Source organism: Bacillus sp. FSL R10-2780 (assembly GCF_038006125.1).
GTDB classification, from domain to species: domain Bacteria; phylum Bacillota; class Bacilli; order Bacillales; family Bacillaceae_G; genus Bacillus_A; species Bacillus_A cereus_U.
In genome coordinates, this window is record NZ_JBBOUQ010000001.1 from 2,905,370 (window position 1) to 2,919,514 (window position 14,145).

The window sequence follows — 14,145 nt, forward strand, 5'->3', positions numbered from 1 at the left end:
AAACATTGAACATAGGAATTATAGGGACAGGGAACATGGGGAATATACTAATCGATGCATTTTTAGAAACCCGTGCTGTCAAACCTTCGTGCCTTACTATTATTAATCGGACGCCTGCCAAAGCATATCATATAAAAGAAAAATACCCTTCTGTTCATATAGCCAAAACAATCCAAGAGGTAATCGAACAATCCCAGCTTATTTTCATTTGCGTAAAACCGATAGATATATACCCTATTCTAAAAAAATACGCTGACCATTTTTCAGACGAAGATTGCTTAGTTTCTATCACAAGCCCCATATCTCCATCACAATTAGAAACACTTATACCTTGCCACGTCGCTCGTATCATTCCAAGCATCACAAACCGCGCCTTATCCGGCGCATCACTATTTACATTTGGAAATAACTGCTCTGAAGAATGGCAACAAAAACTATTTCGTCTATTCAAAAACATTTCTACTCCCCTTGTTATAGAAGAAGATATAACGCGCGTTTCATCTGATATAGCAAGCTGCGGCCCTGCTTTTTTTAGTTATTTATTACAATGTTTCATTAACGCTGCTGTAGATAAAACAAATATTACACATGAAGAAGCCACTACTTTAGTAAGTGAAATGGTCATTGGAATGGGGAAATTACTTGAAAAAGAAATTTTTACATTACCTACTTTACAAGAAAAGGTATGCGTTAAAGGCGGTGTTACAGGAGAAGGTATTCGTATTTTAGAAGAGCACGTTGGGGATATGTTTCATAAATTAATCGAACGGACACATGAGAAATTTGATGAAGATTTAAAATGCGTTGAGCAGCAATTCAATAAACACACATAATAAATACGCCATCGTAATCCCAAACCCTTTTTATTAATACTTATCTTTTTCATGCTACATTTTCACTAAAACTAGCATTTTTACACTTTACACATATCATCTTTTTATTTTTCTAGAACTAAAACTAGATCTTTTCTATAAAACAAAAGCAACCTTATCGGTTGCTTTTCTTTTATCCATTCTTCTTCGCCATAAAAAAGATGCGCTCTGTTTGTTCTGTCACTTCGATTCGTTCAAAGTCACCTGTGACGCGAAGTACTGTAAATCCAGCTTCTTCAAGCCATTTTGTTAACACTTCAACCGAATATGCACGCTGCACGTGACATTCGTCAAAACGATGGTACACATCTTCTTCTGAATCTTGTACAAAGAATGTCAAATCATGTTCCACACTATCTGATTCTTCTCCAGGGAAGCAGTTCCAAATAAGTGATATTTCTTCGCCGTTCACTGTATATGTTTCATTTTGAAATACGTGATGTATTTTATATAAAGAGTGTACATCGAATAAAAACAAGCCATCCTGACGTAAATGGTGGAAAACTCTTCTAAATGTTTCTTGCACTCCATCTTCTTGCAATACGTAATTTAATGAGTCACAAAATATTGTCACACAATCAAATTCACCAGGAACATCGAGCTCTCTCATGTCTTGTTGGTAAAAAGGAATAAAATAACCTTCTCCCCCCAATTTTTGCTGTGCGACAGTTAACATTTCTTCCGAAAGATCTACACCAATTAAATCATAACCTTTTCGTACAAGCGGAAGTGTTACGTTACCAGTTCCACATGCTACGTCAAGAATTTTTGCCTCTTTCATAGATGCCTGTTGCAAACTTTCCTCTGTGAATTCCACCCATTTATCATAAGGGACATCATTCATCAGTTCGTCATACAGCAAAGCAAATTGTTCGTATTTCATTGATCTAGCTCATCTGCAATATCTTCACGCGGCACATCGCCCCATAGACGCTCTAAATTATAGTGATTACGCTCATCTTTATGGAATACATGAGCAACCACATCACCAAGGTCTACTAAAACCCAACGTGCTTCATCAAAGCCTTCCATACGTTGTACGTTAATTTCGAACTCATGTGCCTTCGCTTTAATTTCACGTGCAATTGCTTGTACTTGCTTGTCTGAATTTCCGTGACAAATAATAAAATAGTCTGCAATCGGTGAAATACCTTGCATATTTAGTACAACCATATCTTCTGCTCTCTTATCATCAGCTGCTTTTGCCGCTAATACTAATAACTCTTTATCTTTCATTTATTAATTTCCTCCTTGATAATTGCATTGTATGTTTGGAATGTTAATGGATAAATCGTTTGATCTTTTTCCATTAAAAATTGAATTGTTCGCTTTAAAGCAAACAGTAAAGCTTGATTTATATCTTTATATGCGAGTTTCCTCGCTTCTTCCACACCAGGAAACTTACGTCCTGGTTCAATGTAATCTGCTACATAAATAACTTTATCTAACATTGTCATTTTTTCATGACCACTTGTATGATATGTAATAGCTTGTAGAATTTCAAGATCAGTAATGCCTACTTCTTTTTCTACTAAGTATGCCCCAACAGGTGCATGCCATAACTCTTTGTTATAGTGCAATAGATCCTTTGGCAAAGCTTCTCTCTTAATAATCTCTTCCATTTCTGGAATCGCTCTACATTTTGCATAATCGTGAAATATAGCAGCCGTCTCTGCCTTTTTTTCATCTACACCATATAACCGGGCAAGTTCAATCGCTGTTTCCATTACACCAATCGTGTGTATATAACGTTTTTCATGCATTTGCTGTTTGACAATACTAAGTGCTTCCTCACGATTCATACAACCCATTCCTCTCGACATATACCTGTACTTTTTCGGGGAGTAAATATTTGCACGTTTTCTTCGTCATATATCTCTCCCGTAACAGAGAAGAAGAAACTGCAAACTCTGGAATTTCCACTTTTACGATATCATAAGGCGTATGTAATGTATAACCTGGTCTTGCAACTCCAACGAAAGTCACAAGCTTAAGTAACTTTTCAATGTTATACCACTTCGGCAAATACTCAACCATGTCTCCGCCAATAATAAAGTGAAACTGCACATCCGGATACTTCTCCGTTAATTGTACCATAGTGTCGTACGTATAAGATGGGCCTTCTCTGTCTAGCTCTTCTAAACAAATTGAAAAGTATGCTTCTTCCTCAGTCGCTATTTGCAGCATGTTTAATCGACTTTTCACACTCGTAATGTTACGTCCTTGCTTGTGCGGTGGAATCTGATTCGGCAAAAACCATACCTCTTCCAACCCTAAAGCATGATACACTTCATTTGCAATTAACAAATGCCCATTATGAGGCGGATCAAACGTGCCACCAATAATGCCAATTTTTCTCAAAAGAAACGCTCCTTCCTTTTACATACAGCAACTCTCCCCATACATATTCGAAGAGAGCCACTGTTAATAAAAGTTCAATTGGTTTCGCTTTCTACATATCAAGCGTCCACTACGAAATAACTCACGTATATCTTTTATCGAGGAAGCTTAATCTGCTTATTTTCTCTTGATTCTTTGTATAAAACAATTGTGCTTCCGATTACTTGAACGATTTCAGCTCGTGCACCTTGTGCAAGCTCTTCTGCAACTTCACGACGATCAAATTCACAGTTTTGTAATACGCTCACTTTAAATAGTTCACGAACTTCTAATGCTTCTCCAATTTGTTTCACCATATTTTCATTTACGCCACCTTTTCCAACTTGAAAAATCGGTGTTAAATGATGTACCTTTGCACGTAAAAATCTTTTTTGTTTTCCTGTTAACATATAATTAGCCTCCAAGCTCTCTCATTACTAATTGTTTCATTCTATCAATATTCGGCACACAACCTGTCCACATTTCAAATGCAAGTGCACCTTGATAAACGAACATATCGATTCCATTTTGAATTATTGCACCTTGTTCTTTCGCATCGCCTAAAATTTTCGTCTCAAATGGATTATAAATAATATCAGAAACAATCGTTCCTTGTTTCAATGAACGAATTTCCAGCGGCGTATACGCAACATGTGGATGCATACCTATCGTTGTTGTTTGGATGATAATATCATATTCCCCTTGATTTTCTGCTGCACATTCTAACGATAGAGCATGCGAATTAACATTTGCCATGCACCCAGCGATAAGATTTTCCGCCTTATCTCTCGTACGATTAGCAATATCAATTTCTTTCACACCCACATCTGCAAGCGAGAAGTAAATAGCTCGGCTAGCACCACCTGCACCGATTAATAAAATACGTTTCTCTTGAAGTGGATCTTCACTAATTGACTGCAGGGCACGAACAAAACCAATTCCATCTGTATTATACCCAATCAATTTTCCATCTCGATGAACTACTGTATTTACCGCACCGATTTGCCTTGCTAGCGGGGCAACCTCATCCAAGTACTCCATAACTGCAACTTTATGCGGAGTCGTTACATTAAATCCTGAAATACCTAATGCTTTCAAACCTTTTACTGCTTCCCCTAGCGCTTCTTCTTCTACAAGAAATGCATGATAATGGGCATCCATATTCAAGTGTTCAAATGCATCGTTATGCATAACGGGTGATAATGAATGTCCAATTGGATTTCCGATTACACCATATAATTGTTTCATAAATCCCTCTCCATATTAAATTAAAGATTTACGTAATGAAACACTTACTCCCTTTGGTACATGAGCAACAATTTTCGCTCCTGATTCATTTACAGTAACCCAGCCTAATCCAGAGAATACAACGTCCGTTTTTGGCTCACGAATATTAAATTCATATTTCACAAAATCCGGCATATTTTCTAATTCTTCTGGTGTCGGTGGATTCAACATTTCTCCAGCGTGTCTTTCGTACAATTCATCAGCCTTTTCAAGCTTTGTACGATGGATTGTTAAACGGTTTGAGAAATGACAAGTAAATGCACGACGACCTCCACTTACATAATCAAATCGTGCTAATCCACCAAAGAATAATGTTTGTTCTTCATTTAATTGGAATACCATCGGCTTAACCTCTGTAGTCGGTGTAATAAGCTTTAAGCTTTGTTTCCCAACATAATGCGCCATTTGATGATGATTAATAATACCTGGTGTATCGTATAAAGATGATGTTTCGTCTAATGGGATATCAATTAAATCAAGCGTTGTTCCTGGGAAATGCGATGTTGTAATTACATTCTCAGTCTCATCACTAAACTCTTTAATCATACGATTAATAAATGTTGATTTACCAACATTCGTACATCCAACAACATAAACATCTTTACCTTCGCGGTAATGCTCAATTGCATCAGCAAGTTCAGTGATTCCTTGTCCTTTAGCTGCACTAATCAAAAAGACATCTTCTGGTTTTAAACCAAGTTGCTTTGCACTATAGCGCATCCAATGTTTTACTTTATCATGCTTAACTGACTTTGGAATTAAGTCAGCCTTATTCCCTACAAGTAATACTTTATTGTTCCCTACAAAACGATGTAAGCCCGGTAACCAACTACCATTGAAATCGAAAATATCTACGATTTTAACCACTAGTGCGTCTGATTGTCCAATTCCGTTCAAAATACGAAGGAAATCATCATCTGTTAAAGATACATCTTGAATTTCGTTATAATGTTTCAAACGAAAACAACGTTGGCAAATTACTTGTTCTTTTTCTAAAGATGATACAGGAGCGTATCCTACTTCATTTTTATTTTCTGTTTGAATTTCTACACCGCAACCAATACATTTAATTGTTTCAGTCAAACTTTATTCCTCCCAGTTAATTAAGCCTTTTTTCTTCATGTTTCTCATAATTCTTCGTTCAATTTTTCGATTAAAACGTGTCACCAATCCGTCCGTTTGCGCTACCGGTACAACTAAAATTGTATGAAGTCCCACACGATTCCCTCCGAGCACATCCGTTAGTAACTGATCTCCAATTACTACAACTTCATCTGGCTGTAAATGCATCTCGTGTATCGCACGCTTAAATGCGCGGACAAACGGTTTGCGCGCACTATGAATAAACGGAATACCTAATGGATCAGCGAATTCTTTAACGCGTTGCTCGTTATTATTTGAAACAACCGTTACTTGAATATCATTTTCTTTCATTTTCAAAAACCACTCTTCAAGCTGTGGTGTTGCGTTCGGACGATCCCATTCAATTAAAGTGTTATCTAAATCGGTAATAACTCCTTTAATTCCACGTTTTTTCAAATCTTCCGGTTGAACATGATATACATTTTTCACATATTCATTTGGTAAAAATAACTTCAATTTCTTTCACCTCTTTGAGGATTTTTCATAAAATTTTTCGACAACATTTTTCGATAGATAACCTGTGGATAAACTTGTACACACTTTCCACATTAACTTTTCAGTTAATTCGGAATTTACTAACACTCTATACACACTTTATCCACTGAGGTATGTGGATAACCTCTTGTTTGTGACTGTCATATTTTTTTGGTACATTAAATGCAACAACGAATCAATCCTTATATTATTAGGAGGTGACTCCCCTTGAAAACAAAACATATGGAACAGTTATCTACTGATTTACTCACTGAGTCTTATTATAAAGCAAAAGAACTAAAATTAAATCCCGACTTCATTTTACTTATAAAACAAGAAATTATTAGACGCTCGTTAGAGGACAAGCTCGTCAAATCTTCTTGAGTACATATAGATTGCTGATTGACCTGTAAAAAGAGCCATCCTGCGATGGCTCTCGAATAAACAAGTACTCCCATCTAGGGGATTTCTTCATTAAGCATCTTTGTCCACATTTCTTAATTAGAGCTTCATAAGTATATTATAAAATCTTTTCTTTACTTATGAGATACTCGGGTTGCAATTTTTTCACCAAGACGTAGCTCTTGCCCACTTGTCAATTCCTGCACTGCTTCAATCATATCTTTTTCAAATAATAAAACAACTGTTGAGCCAAATGTAAAGTATGCCATCTCTTCACCTTTTTGAACAGTACTTCTTTCATGAAGGAGCTCAATACTATTAACAAACATAGCACCTACTTTTACAAGCGCCATACGTTCGCCTTCACTATTTACTTCTGTAACAGAGCGATAATTTTTTGACAATGGTTCTTTCCCATACTCCATACCCGCTGCATTTACCGGATATGATTTTCTGCCGAGTACAAATCTTTCAGTCACAGAGCCAGAGAGCGGACTATGAATACGATGATAATGACTTGGACTCAAATAAATTACCATATATGTACCGCCTGCATATCGCTTTGCACGCTCTTCATTACCTAGCATATCCACAATTGAATAACGCTTTCCTTTTATATCGAATGTTTTTGTATCCTCAATAGGACCTTGATCAGCAAAAACACCATCAACAGGACTAACGATACTCGATGCATCAGTATCAATACTACGCTTTCCTTCTTTTAGCCTACGTGTAAATAAATCATGCAATGTTCGATATTCCTTCAAACCCTTTTCCATCTCATCTTGATTAATTTGAAAAACTTTCGCATACGATGGAATAATGATAGAGCTCAAACGAGATTGTGCAAATTTACGTAATATATAAGAAGTAAAACGACCATTTGTAAGTTCGATCATAAGTCGATATAATGTCCGTCGCAAATTACGAAACCTCCTAATCAGCCTATAACTTTAGTTTCCCCTTCTTTTCTCTCTATATCATATGTAAAATTGGTTCTTATTCCCACATATAGAATGGAGCCGTCTCGTTATACACGATGAAAAACTAAGTATAATTTTTATTCTTAAATTGTTTAGCACCTTCTAATATTACAGATAGAATCCGCCATTTTCAACAGTGAACATGTATTTCTTCTTAGAACAGCTCGTTTTCTTTCCGTTTTCCCGAAAGAAAAGCAGCCACTTTTAAAGTGTAGCTGCCTACAATATACATTATTCTTTTGCTTTTTTCTCTTTCTCAGCCCGCACAAATTCGTGGAACATTTTCATTAAAGCACGCTTTTCAATTCGCGATACGTAGCTTCTTGAAATACCGAGTGCCTTCGCAATCTCCCTCTGTGTTTTCTCTTTATCAAGCCCAAGTCCAAAACGCTTCACAATTACTTCTTTCTCTCGTTCGTCTAAAATATCGATATACTCTTTAATTTTTTCTAACTCCATACTAAGCTGAATCATATCAATTACATCTTCTGATTCTGATTTTAATATATCAATAAGCGATATTTCATTACCCTCTTTATCTTGCCCGATTGGATCATGAAGTGAAACGTCTTTTTTCGTTTTCTTCAGCACACGTAAATGCATCAAAATTTCATTTTCGATACAGCGTGCTGCATATGTTGCAAGCTTAGTTCCTTTCCCTGCTGAATAGCTTTCAATCGCTTTAATAAGCCCAATGGTACCAATTGAAATTAAATCTTCTGCATCTTCTCCAGTGTTTTCAAATTTTTTAACGATATGAGCTACAAGCCGTAAATTATGTTCAATTAAAAGATTTCTCGCTTGAGCATCACCTTGCTCCATTAACTCTAAGTACTTTCTCTCATCATCTGATGATAACGGCTGCGGGAACGCATTGTTCTTCACATAAGAAACAAATACAAACACTTCTCGAACCATATATCCAATTGCGGCGAATAGACTCAAACCTTTCACCTCCGCCAAAATAGTGGTCTTTACTATGTGTATGTGGGCATGAGGTTGTTTGTGTCTGTACTACACAAATATGGAATCCTTAGCTTTTTGTCGAACAAAATACACCCTTTATACCTTGAATAATTCTTCCAATGTATTCCAATGCATTACAATGTATTAAGTTCCAAAATTTTGAAAGAGGTGTTTTCATGCGATACGCTACTTCACTAATCAGAAACCTTGTAGTACTCACATTATCTTTTTTCTTACTTTCAGCTTGTGGACAACAAACGTCTCCTACAAAAACTGAAGTTACTAAAGAGGATACTGCAGCATCAAAAGACAGTACAAAAAATGAGGATAGCCAAAAGACCGAAGACAGTGTAAAAACTGAGGACAATGAAAACAACATAAAAACTGAGAACAACACAACAGCTACAAACAATACAAAAACTGAGAACAACTCAACAACTAAAAACGACACAAAAGCTGAGAACAACACAACAGCTACAAACAATACAAAAGCTGAGAACAACTCAACAGCTACAAACAATACAAAAGCTGAGAACAACTCAACAGCTACAAACAATACAAAAGCTGAGAACAACTCAACAGCTACAAACAATACAAAAAATGAAGCAGAATCTAAAAACACACAGACAGATCAACAACCAAATAAACAAACCGATACAATTAAATTCACAAGTGACGATGCTGTGAGGATTCTAGAAAAAAGAATGGGTGCTCGATCAGATCAAATTCATTACGGATCTGGGGAAGACCAACTAATCGGCACAATAAATGGTATTAAGCTATATGACGTTTTATACGCACGTGGTGACGGTGAAAACCAACGCGCTCTAAATTTCGCAGTAGGATCAGATGGTAATGTATATGACTGGTCGAAAGCTCAAGATGGTATTCTTCAACCTCTTAACAGCAATTAATAAATTATTCTATGAACATAGTAAAAGCCAATCGAAACGAATCGATTGGCTTTTACTAATACTCACTCCAAATTTTCTCGCCAGTATACGCATCTATGTAACGAATTTCTCGACTACATTCGAAGGATTCTTTATGATTTTCATTCATCGTTTGTTTATACAGTAGTTCGTATTTCGTTTCCTCTGCATCAACATCTATATGCCATTCTAATTTAACTCGGATGGCCTCTTTGTATATTTCTAGCGCTTTTTCTTTTGTCACTTTTGGTGTTGTTTCATATGTGAGCAATTCTTTTATAATGCTGCTAGATTCTCCTGAGTAGTGCATCACAGCACCATTTTCTGTATTGATGTTAATCGCATATAGTCTATTGGAATCCCATTCACATATACAGAAAAGGTAAATCTTTCAATCCCATCTTCTGCTTCTTCACGTTCTTCCCAAAGACGAAGATATTGTGTGCTATCTGGAATAACTCGTTCTAAAAATTGAAGTGCTTTTTGTAAACATTCCTCTCTAGACAGTATTTGTTTTACTTCTTTATCGTCTGTCAGTTTTATAAAACCAATTAATTCATTGGTTGATTTTTCAATCGTAATGCAAACTAAATTATTATATTTTAACATCGGTAAATGCTTTTTAAAGAATTCATTCATTATCTTTTGGATTCATCATACTCTCTTCTTTATTACAATTTAAGGTAATTATAACAAACAAAACCAAAAGTCATTAGCAAAAAGACAAAAAGCTGAAACAATTAGTTCATACGAATTTCACATGAATCTATTACTATAAGAATTGTACATAGTGAAATTACTAACAATGACGTTTATTCATATATAATTTCATTTGAAAGGGGTTGAAAAGATGAAAACTAAATATCGCTTTATGATCTCATCATTTGCTGCTTGCGCCTACATGATTTGGTGTTTAGTATAATAACAACTTCACTTGTAAATAAGAAAAGGTGTGTATATAAATGGAATATAACCAATCAACCGTTAACTACTGGAAAGCTTTTGTATTACCTTATACATTTGCTTTAGAAGAGTTAAAAACTAAATTTGAAATTATGAACCGGGAAGCTCAATTTTTAGAAGACTACAACCCGTTTGAACATATAAAAACAAGACTTAAACAACCCGAAAGTATCATTAGGAAGCTTGAGCGTAAAAATTTATCACCAACAGTTGAAAATGCTCAAACACAATTACAAGATATTATTGGCATCCGTATTACATGTTGCTTTGTAGAAGATATTTACCATTTAAAAGGGGTTATTGAAAATCGTGGAGACATGGAAATTGTAGAAGTAAAAGATTATATTGCCAATCCAAAAGGAAATGGCTATAAAAGTTTGCATATGATTATTAAATATCCATTGTTACTAAATTCTGGTACGAAAGATGTATTTGCAGAAATTCAATTACGTACACTTGCGATGGACTTTTGGGCAAGTTTAGAACATAAACTTTACTACAAATATGAAGGAAATATACCTGATTATTTGAAGGATGAACTACATGACGCTGCTATGAAAGCTGAAGATCTCGATAATAAGATGGCAACAATCCGTCAAGATATTGATGACATTGAAGCATGTTCAAATCAAATTTTATTACCACTTTAAAAAGGTTCTCTCCTATGAGAACCTTTTTTTATTCCGCTATTTGCGGGCAGAAAGACTCCCCCTGATTAAAGTTTCACTTTATTTCTTCTCTATCGTACGAACTTCTTCAATCTTCCACCCTTCGTCTTCTTTTCCAAGTGCATACTGCATTTTCTTTTGAAGAGTAACCCCTCCATCTACTTCTTTTTCCTCCGTTTCAACAATAACAAGCCCACCTTTAAGAGCTTTCATATTCATATGTTCCAATTCTATTTTCTTATTTCCCTTTTGAAATGCCGCTTCCTTTTGTGTTTTTAAGTCTTCAGCACTAGGCATCTTCTTTGAAAATAACTCCATATGCTCAGCAAGATTTTTTTCATTCGTCGTCCGTACAAATGCCTCAATAACATCTTGAATGGATTTCTCTTCTTCTTTCGTTATATGTACCTTTTCCTCAGTTTTTTCAGCAGATTTTTGTTCTATATTATTCTCTTGAGATTGACACCCAACTAGCAATAATACAAATACTAGAAGGAATCTTAATTTCCCTAAAAAAACTCTCATCTTTCCATCTCCTAAAAAGAAAAGTGAGGCATTTCGCCTCACTTTCATTTATAATTAGCGTCTTCCTTTATTCGGATCACCGCCGCCAACGATGTCAAAGACACGTTTAGCTATATTTGTATTTTCTTGAACGCCAGAGAATAAGTATTTACCTGGTCCGAATGCATATACGTTCACATCTTCACCTGTATGTCCACCCGTTGTCCAACCTGTAACCGAACGCTTATTGAAGATATCTTCAATTGCATTATCAATCTTTGTTACATCTTTTGATGGAGCTATATCATTTACAGCTTTAATTTCTTCTGATGTTAATTGTAGATCAATATACTTTTTCAATGTTTCTTCTACATTTGCACCTTTTACAATCTCATTTGCCATAAAGTCTGGCGTACGTTTCGCAGCTTTAATCGGATCTACTTTAAAGTTATACTCCCCATTCGCACCTAAAGATAATCCGCCAGTAGCATGGTCTGCAGTTGCAACAACTAATGTGTTCTTATCTCTTTTCGCAAACTCAATTGCTGCTTTAAACGCTTTTTCGAAGTCTTCCATTTCACTCATTGCACCGACAATATCATTATCATGTCCAGCCCAATCAATTTGACTACCTTCGACCATTAAGAAGAAACCATTTTTATTTTTGTTCAAGCGCTCAATCGCGGTATTTGTCATCTCTTCTAATGAAGGTGTTTTGTCAGTACGGTCAATCATTTTATCTAAACCACCTGGTGCAAATAAACCAAGAACTTGATCGCTTTTATCATTTAATAATTGATTACGATCTGTTACATAACTATAACCAGACTTCTTAAATTCTTCTGTAAGATTGCGGTCTTTTCTAACAAAGTTATTCACACCGCCGCCAAGCATAACATCTATTTTATGCTTACCTTTAATTTTCTCATCAAAGTAATCATTTGCAATTGCGTCCATATTTTTACGACTAATATCATGTGCACCGAATGCAGCTGGTGTTGCATGCGTAATTTCAGACGTTGCAACGAGTCCCGTTGACTTCCCTTTTTCTTTCGCTTGCTCCAATACTGTTTTCACTTCAGCTTTATCATTATCTACTGCAATAGCTGCATTATATGTTTTTATACCTGCTGACATCGCAGTAGCTGCCGATGCAGAGTCTGTAATATTTTCATGTTCATCTTCTGGATATGTTTTTTGTGTTCCTACAAGATGCTTATCAAATTCTGTAGATTCCATCTCAAATGTTTTTGGATTATCTTTCATATAACGATGAGCTGTCATATATGAAGGCCCCATACCATCCCCAATTAATACAATGACATTTTTAATCTTTGCATTGTTTCCGTTCTCATCCGCATTAACCTCACTAGAACGCGTAAAATTCCATGTTGCTACCGAAGTAACTGCTAACGACGCCACAACTGCAAATGGCCATGCTTTTTTTACAAACTTTTTCACTGTCTTGTCCCCCTAATTAGGTTATTCATTTCCCACTATCAAATTTAATAGAAGACTGTTAAGAGAAAATGAGTTATATGTAAATTTTTTGTTAACTTATGTAAATTTCAGTTATAATTTGTATAAGTTTGTCTTGTCATATCAAACATACTTCCCTTTACAAAGAAAAATATAAACATGTTGGATTTTTTTAATACGAACCTATTATTTTACATTTCGTAATATTATTCTTATTTTTTCTAATTTAAATAGAAATATGGTGAACTTTATGAAAACAGTAAAACTAGACGAATCTTCCATTCCAGATTTACTCTCTCTTTGTAAATCAGTCGGGTGGTTACAGCATGAGATTTTTATGAAAGAGCAATTCCATATGTACCTTTCCATTGGCACAATTTTTGGCTATGTACATGAGAATAAACTTATTGCAGCGGGCGGGGTCTTTTCATTTGCCCCTGGATTTTCTTCTATCGGTATGTTAATCGTGCATCCTGATTTTCAAAGAAAAGGAATTGGCCGTATTTTGTTAAGCAATAGCTTAAAAGTAACTCATCCATCGCTCCCTATTACGCTCATTTCAACAAAAGCTGGCGAACCCTTATATGAATCTTATGGATTTCAATCAATAACAACAATTCATCGTTTCGAAAAACAAGCGGCTCATATAAGTACAAATTCTTTTCCCATAAAACAAATTCAGCAAGCCGATCTTCAATCTCTCATTTTTCTTGATCAAACTGCGACTGGTGCATATCGTTCTAAGCTTTTTTCATCGCTACTATCGAGAGCAACTTACTCCTTTAAAATAGAACGGGATAATCAAATAGATACTTTTGCTTTATGCATACAAAAAGGAGATGTACTATGTATCACTCCGCTTATATCAAAAAAAGAAAAAGACGCTATTCAGTTATTAGAAATGATTTGTAAATCGTGGAGTGGGACGATACGCATTGATGTTCCGCACTCACAATTCATATTCCGCCAATTTCTTCAAACAGCAGATTTCCAGGAAACGCTCCTTTCACCTCTTATGATAAAGAATGGTAATCAACTTCCTGGAAATCGTAATATGCTATTTGCTATGATAGATGCAGCGTTATGTTAGAAA

17 protein-coding genes and 1 pseudogene are annotated in these 14,145 nt (G+C 35.5%); 5 read left to right on the forward strand and 13 right to left on the reverse strand.

The window, feature by feature from the left end:
- Positions 1 to 5 precede the first annotated feature (5 nt).
- Positions 6 to 833: a late competence protein ComER gene (comER, locus tag NSQ47_RS15175; RefSeq protein WP_002160436.1), complete on the forward strand. Its 828-nt coding sequence runs from the start codon at positions 6 to 8 to the stop codon at positions 831 to 833.
- A gap of 172 nt (positions 834 to 1,005) precedes the next feature.
- On the opposite strand, the gene NSQ47_RS15180 is transcribed toward comER, so the two are convergent.
- From NSQ47_RS15180 to NSQ47_RS15215, 8 genes are all read right to left on the reverse strand, one after another.
- Entirely contained in the window at positions 1,006 to 1,755 is a 750-nt protein-coding gene (locus NSQ47_RS15180) for a class I SAM-dependent DNA methyltransferase (RefSeq protein ID WP_002111917.1), read from the reverse strand.
- Entirely contained in the window at positions 1,752 to 2,108 is a 357-nt protein-coding gene (rsfS, locus tag NSQ47_RS15185) for a ribosome silencing factor (protein WP_000653209.1), read from the reverse strand. Before rsfS ends, NSQ47_RS15180 begins: the two co-directional genes overlap by 4 nt.
- Positions 2,105 to 2,674, reverse strand: a complete 570-nt coding sequence (gene yqeK, locus NSQ47_RS15190) for a bis(5'-nucleosyl)-tetraphosphatase (symmetrical) YqeK (RefSeq protein ID WP_002160435.1) — start codon at positions 2,672 to 2,674, stop codon at positions 2,105 to 2,107. The genes rsfS and yqeK overlap by 4 nt, the downstream gene beginning before the upstream one ends.
- Positions 2,664 to 3,233: a nicotinate-nucleotide adenylyltransferase gene (locus NSQ47_RS15195; protein WP_002160434.1), complete on the reverse strand. Its 570-nt coding sequence runs from the start codon at positions 3,231 to 3,233 to the stop codon at positions 2,664 to 2,666. The genes yqeK and NSQ47_RS15195 overlap by 11 nt, the downstream gene beginning before the upstream one ends.
- Positions 3,234 to 3,367: 134 nt before the next feature.
- On the reverse strand, positions 3,368 to 3,661 hold the full coding sequence (gene yhbY / locus NSQ47_RS15200; protein WP_204209116.1) for a ribosome assembly RNA-binding protein YhbY: 294 nt from the start codon (positions 3,659 to 3,661) through the stop codon (positions 3,368 to 3,370).
- Positions 3,662 to 3,665: 4 nt separating this feature from the next.
- Complete coding sequence (aroE, locus tag NSQ47_RS15205) at positions 3,666 to 4,499, reverse strand: shikimate dehydrogenase (RefSeq protein WP_002160433.1); 834 nt, start codon at positions 4,497 to 4,499, stop codon at positions 3,666 to 3,668.
- A gap of 15 nt (positions 4,500 to 4,514) precedes the next feature.
- Entirely contained in the window at positions 4,515 to 5,621 is a 1,107-nt protein-coding gene (yqeH, locus tag NSQ47_RS15210) for a ribosome biogenesis GTPase YqeH (protein WP_002160432.1), read from the reverse strand.
- Positions 5,622 to 5,624: 3 nt separating this feature from the next.
- Entirely contained in the window at positions 5,625 to 6,137 is a 513-nt protein-coding gene (locus tag NSQ47_RS15215; protein ID WP_002160431.1) for a YqeG family HAD IIIA-type phosphatase, read from the reverse strand.
- 246 nt (positions 6,138 to 6,383) lie between these two features.
- Between NSQ47_RS15215 and NSQ47_RS15220 the strand changes: the two genes are divergently transcribed.
- Positions 6,384 to 6,539 (forward strand): sporulation histidine kinase inhibitor Sda, encoded by a 156-nt coding sequence (locus NSQ47_RS15220; protein ID WP_002015226.1) that lies wholly within the window; start codon positions 6,384 to 6,386, stop codon positions 6,537 to 6,539.
- Between the two features lie 152 nt (positions 6,540 to 6,691).
- Here the strand turns inward: NSQ47_RS15220 and NSQ47_RS15225 are convergent, their stop codons facing one another.
- Both NSQ47_RS15225 and sigK read right to left on the reverse strand, forming a co-directional pair.
- A complete protein-coding gene (locus NSQ47_RS15225) occupies positions 6,692 to 7,480 on the reverse strand; it encodes a phosphatidylserine decarboxylase (protein WP_002160430.1) in 789 nt (262 codons plus the stop codon).
- A 291-nt stretch (positions 7,481 to 7,771) separates the two neighbouring features.
- Positions 7,772 to 8,485 (reverse strand): RNA polymerase sporulation sigma factor SigK, encoded by a 714-nt coding sequence (gene sigK, locus NSQ47_RS15230; RefSeq protein ID WP_000051382.1) that lies wholly within the window; start codon positions 8,483 to 8,485, stop codon positions 7,772 to 7,774.
- Positions 8,486 to 8,682: 197 nt separating this feature from the next.
- Between sigK and NSQ47_RS15235 the strand changes: the two genes are divergently transcribed.
- Positions 8,683 to 9,420 (forward strand): hypothetical protein, encoded by a 738-nt coding sequence (locus NSQ47_RS15235; RefSeq protein ID WP_341037262.1) that lies wholly within the window; start codon positions 8,683 to 8,685, stop codon positions 9,418 to 9,420.
- Positions 9,421 to 9,475: 55 nt separating this feature from the next.
- Here NSQ47_RS15235 and NSQ47_RS15240 read toward each other — a convergent pair.
- A pseudogene (locus tag NSQ47_RS15240) lies at positions 9,476 to 10,080 on the reverse strand (YcdB/YcdC domain-containing protein); the annotation flags it as partial.
- Between the two features lie 320 nt (positions 10,081 to 10,400).
- On the opposite strand from NSQ47_RS15240, the gene NSQ47_RS15245 reads away from it, so the two are divergent.
- Positions 10,401 to 11,051 carry a GTP pyrophosphokinase gene (locus NSQ47_RS15245; protein ID WP_002111928.1) on the forward strand — a complete coding sequence of 217 codons (651 nt, stop codon included), beginning with the start codon at positions 10,401 to 10,403 and terminating at the stop codon, positions 11,049 to 11,051.
- Between the two features lie 78 nt (positions 11,052 to 11,129).
- Here the strand turns inward: NSQ47_RS15245 and NSQ47_RS15250 are convergent, their stop codons facing one another.
- Positions 11,130 to 11,594: a hypothetical protein gene (locus NSQ47_RS15250; RefSeq protein WP_002111930.1), complete on the reverse strand. Its 465-nt coding sequence runs from the start codon at positions 11,592 to 11,594 to the stop codon at positions 11,130 to 11,132.
- A gap of 54 nt (positions 11,595 to 11,648) precedes the next feature.
- Complete coding sequence (locus NSQ47_RS15255; protein WP_070146890.1) at positions 11,649 to 13,034, reverse strand: alkaline phosphatase; 1,386 nt, start codon at positions 13,032 to 13,034, stop codon at positions 11,649 to 11,651.
- A 268-nt stretch (positions 13,035 to 13,302) separates the two neighbouring features.
- On the opposite strand from NSQ47_RS15255, the gene NSQ47_RS15260 reads away from it, so the two are divergent.
- Complete coding sequence (locus tag NSQ47_RS15260; protein WP_341037263.1) at positions 13,303 to 14,142, forward strand: GNAT family N-acetyltransferase; 840 nt, start codon at positions 13,303 to 13,305, stop codon at positions 14,140 to 14,142.
- Positions 14,143 to 14,145: the final 3 nt, after the last annotated feature.

Bases quoted from the DNA above. Each gene is read 5' to 3' on its own strand.
- NSQ47_RS15235 (WP_341037262.1), top strand. From the start codon at position 8,683: ATGCGATACGCTACTTCACTAATCAGAAACCTTGTAGTACTCACATTA.
- NSQ47_RS15260 (WP_341037263.1), top strand. From the start codon at position 13,303: ATGAAAACAGTAAAACTAGACGAATCTTCCATTCCAGATTTACTCTCT.
- aroE (WP_002160433.1), bottom strand. From the start codon at position 4,499: ATGAAACAATTATATGGTGTAATCGGAAATCCAATTGGACATTCATTA.
- yhbY (WP_204209116.1), bottom strand. From the start codon at position 3,661: ATGTTAACAGGAAAACAAAAAAGATTTTTACGTGCAAAGGTACATCAT.
- NSQ47_RS15245 (WP_002111928.1), top strand. From the start codon at position 10,401: ATGGAATATAACCAATCAACCGTTAACTACTGGAAAGCTTTTGTATTA.
- rsfS (WP_000653209.1), bottom strand. From the start codon at position 2,108: ATGAAAGATAAAGAGTTATTAGTATTAGCGGCAAAAGCAGCTGATGAT.
- NSQ47_RS15180 (WP_002111917.1), bottom strand. From the start codon at position 1,755: ATGAAATACGAACAATTTGCTTTGCTGTATGACGAACTGATGAATGAT.
- yqeK (WP_002160435.1), bottom strand. From the start codon at position 2,674: ATGAATCGTGAGGAAGCACTTAGTATTGTCAAACAGCAAATGCATGAA.
- NSQ47_RS15250 (WP_002111930.1), bottom strand. From the start codon at position 11,594: ATGAGAGTTTTTTTAGGGAAATTAAGATTCCTTCTAGTATTTGTATTA.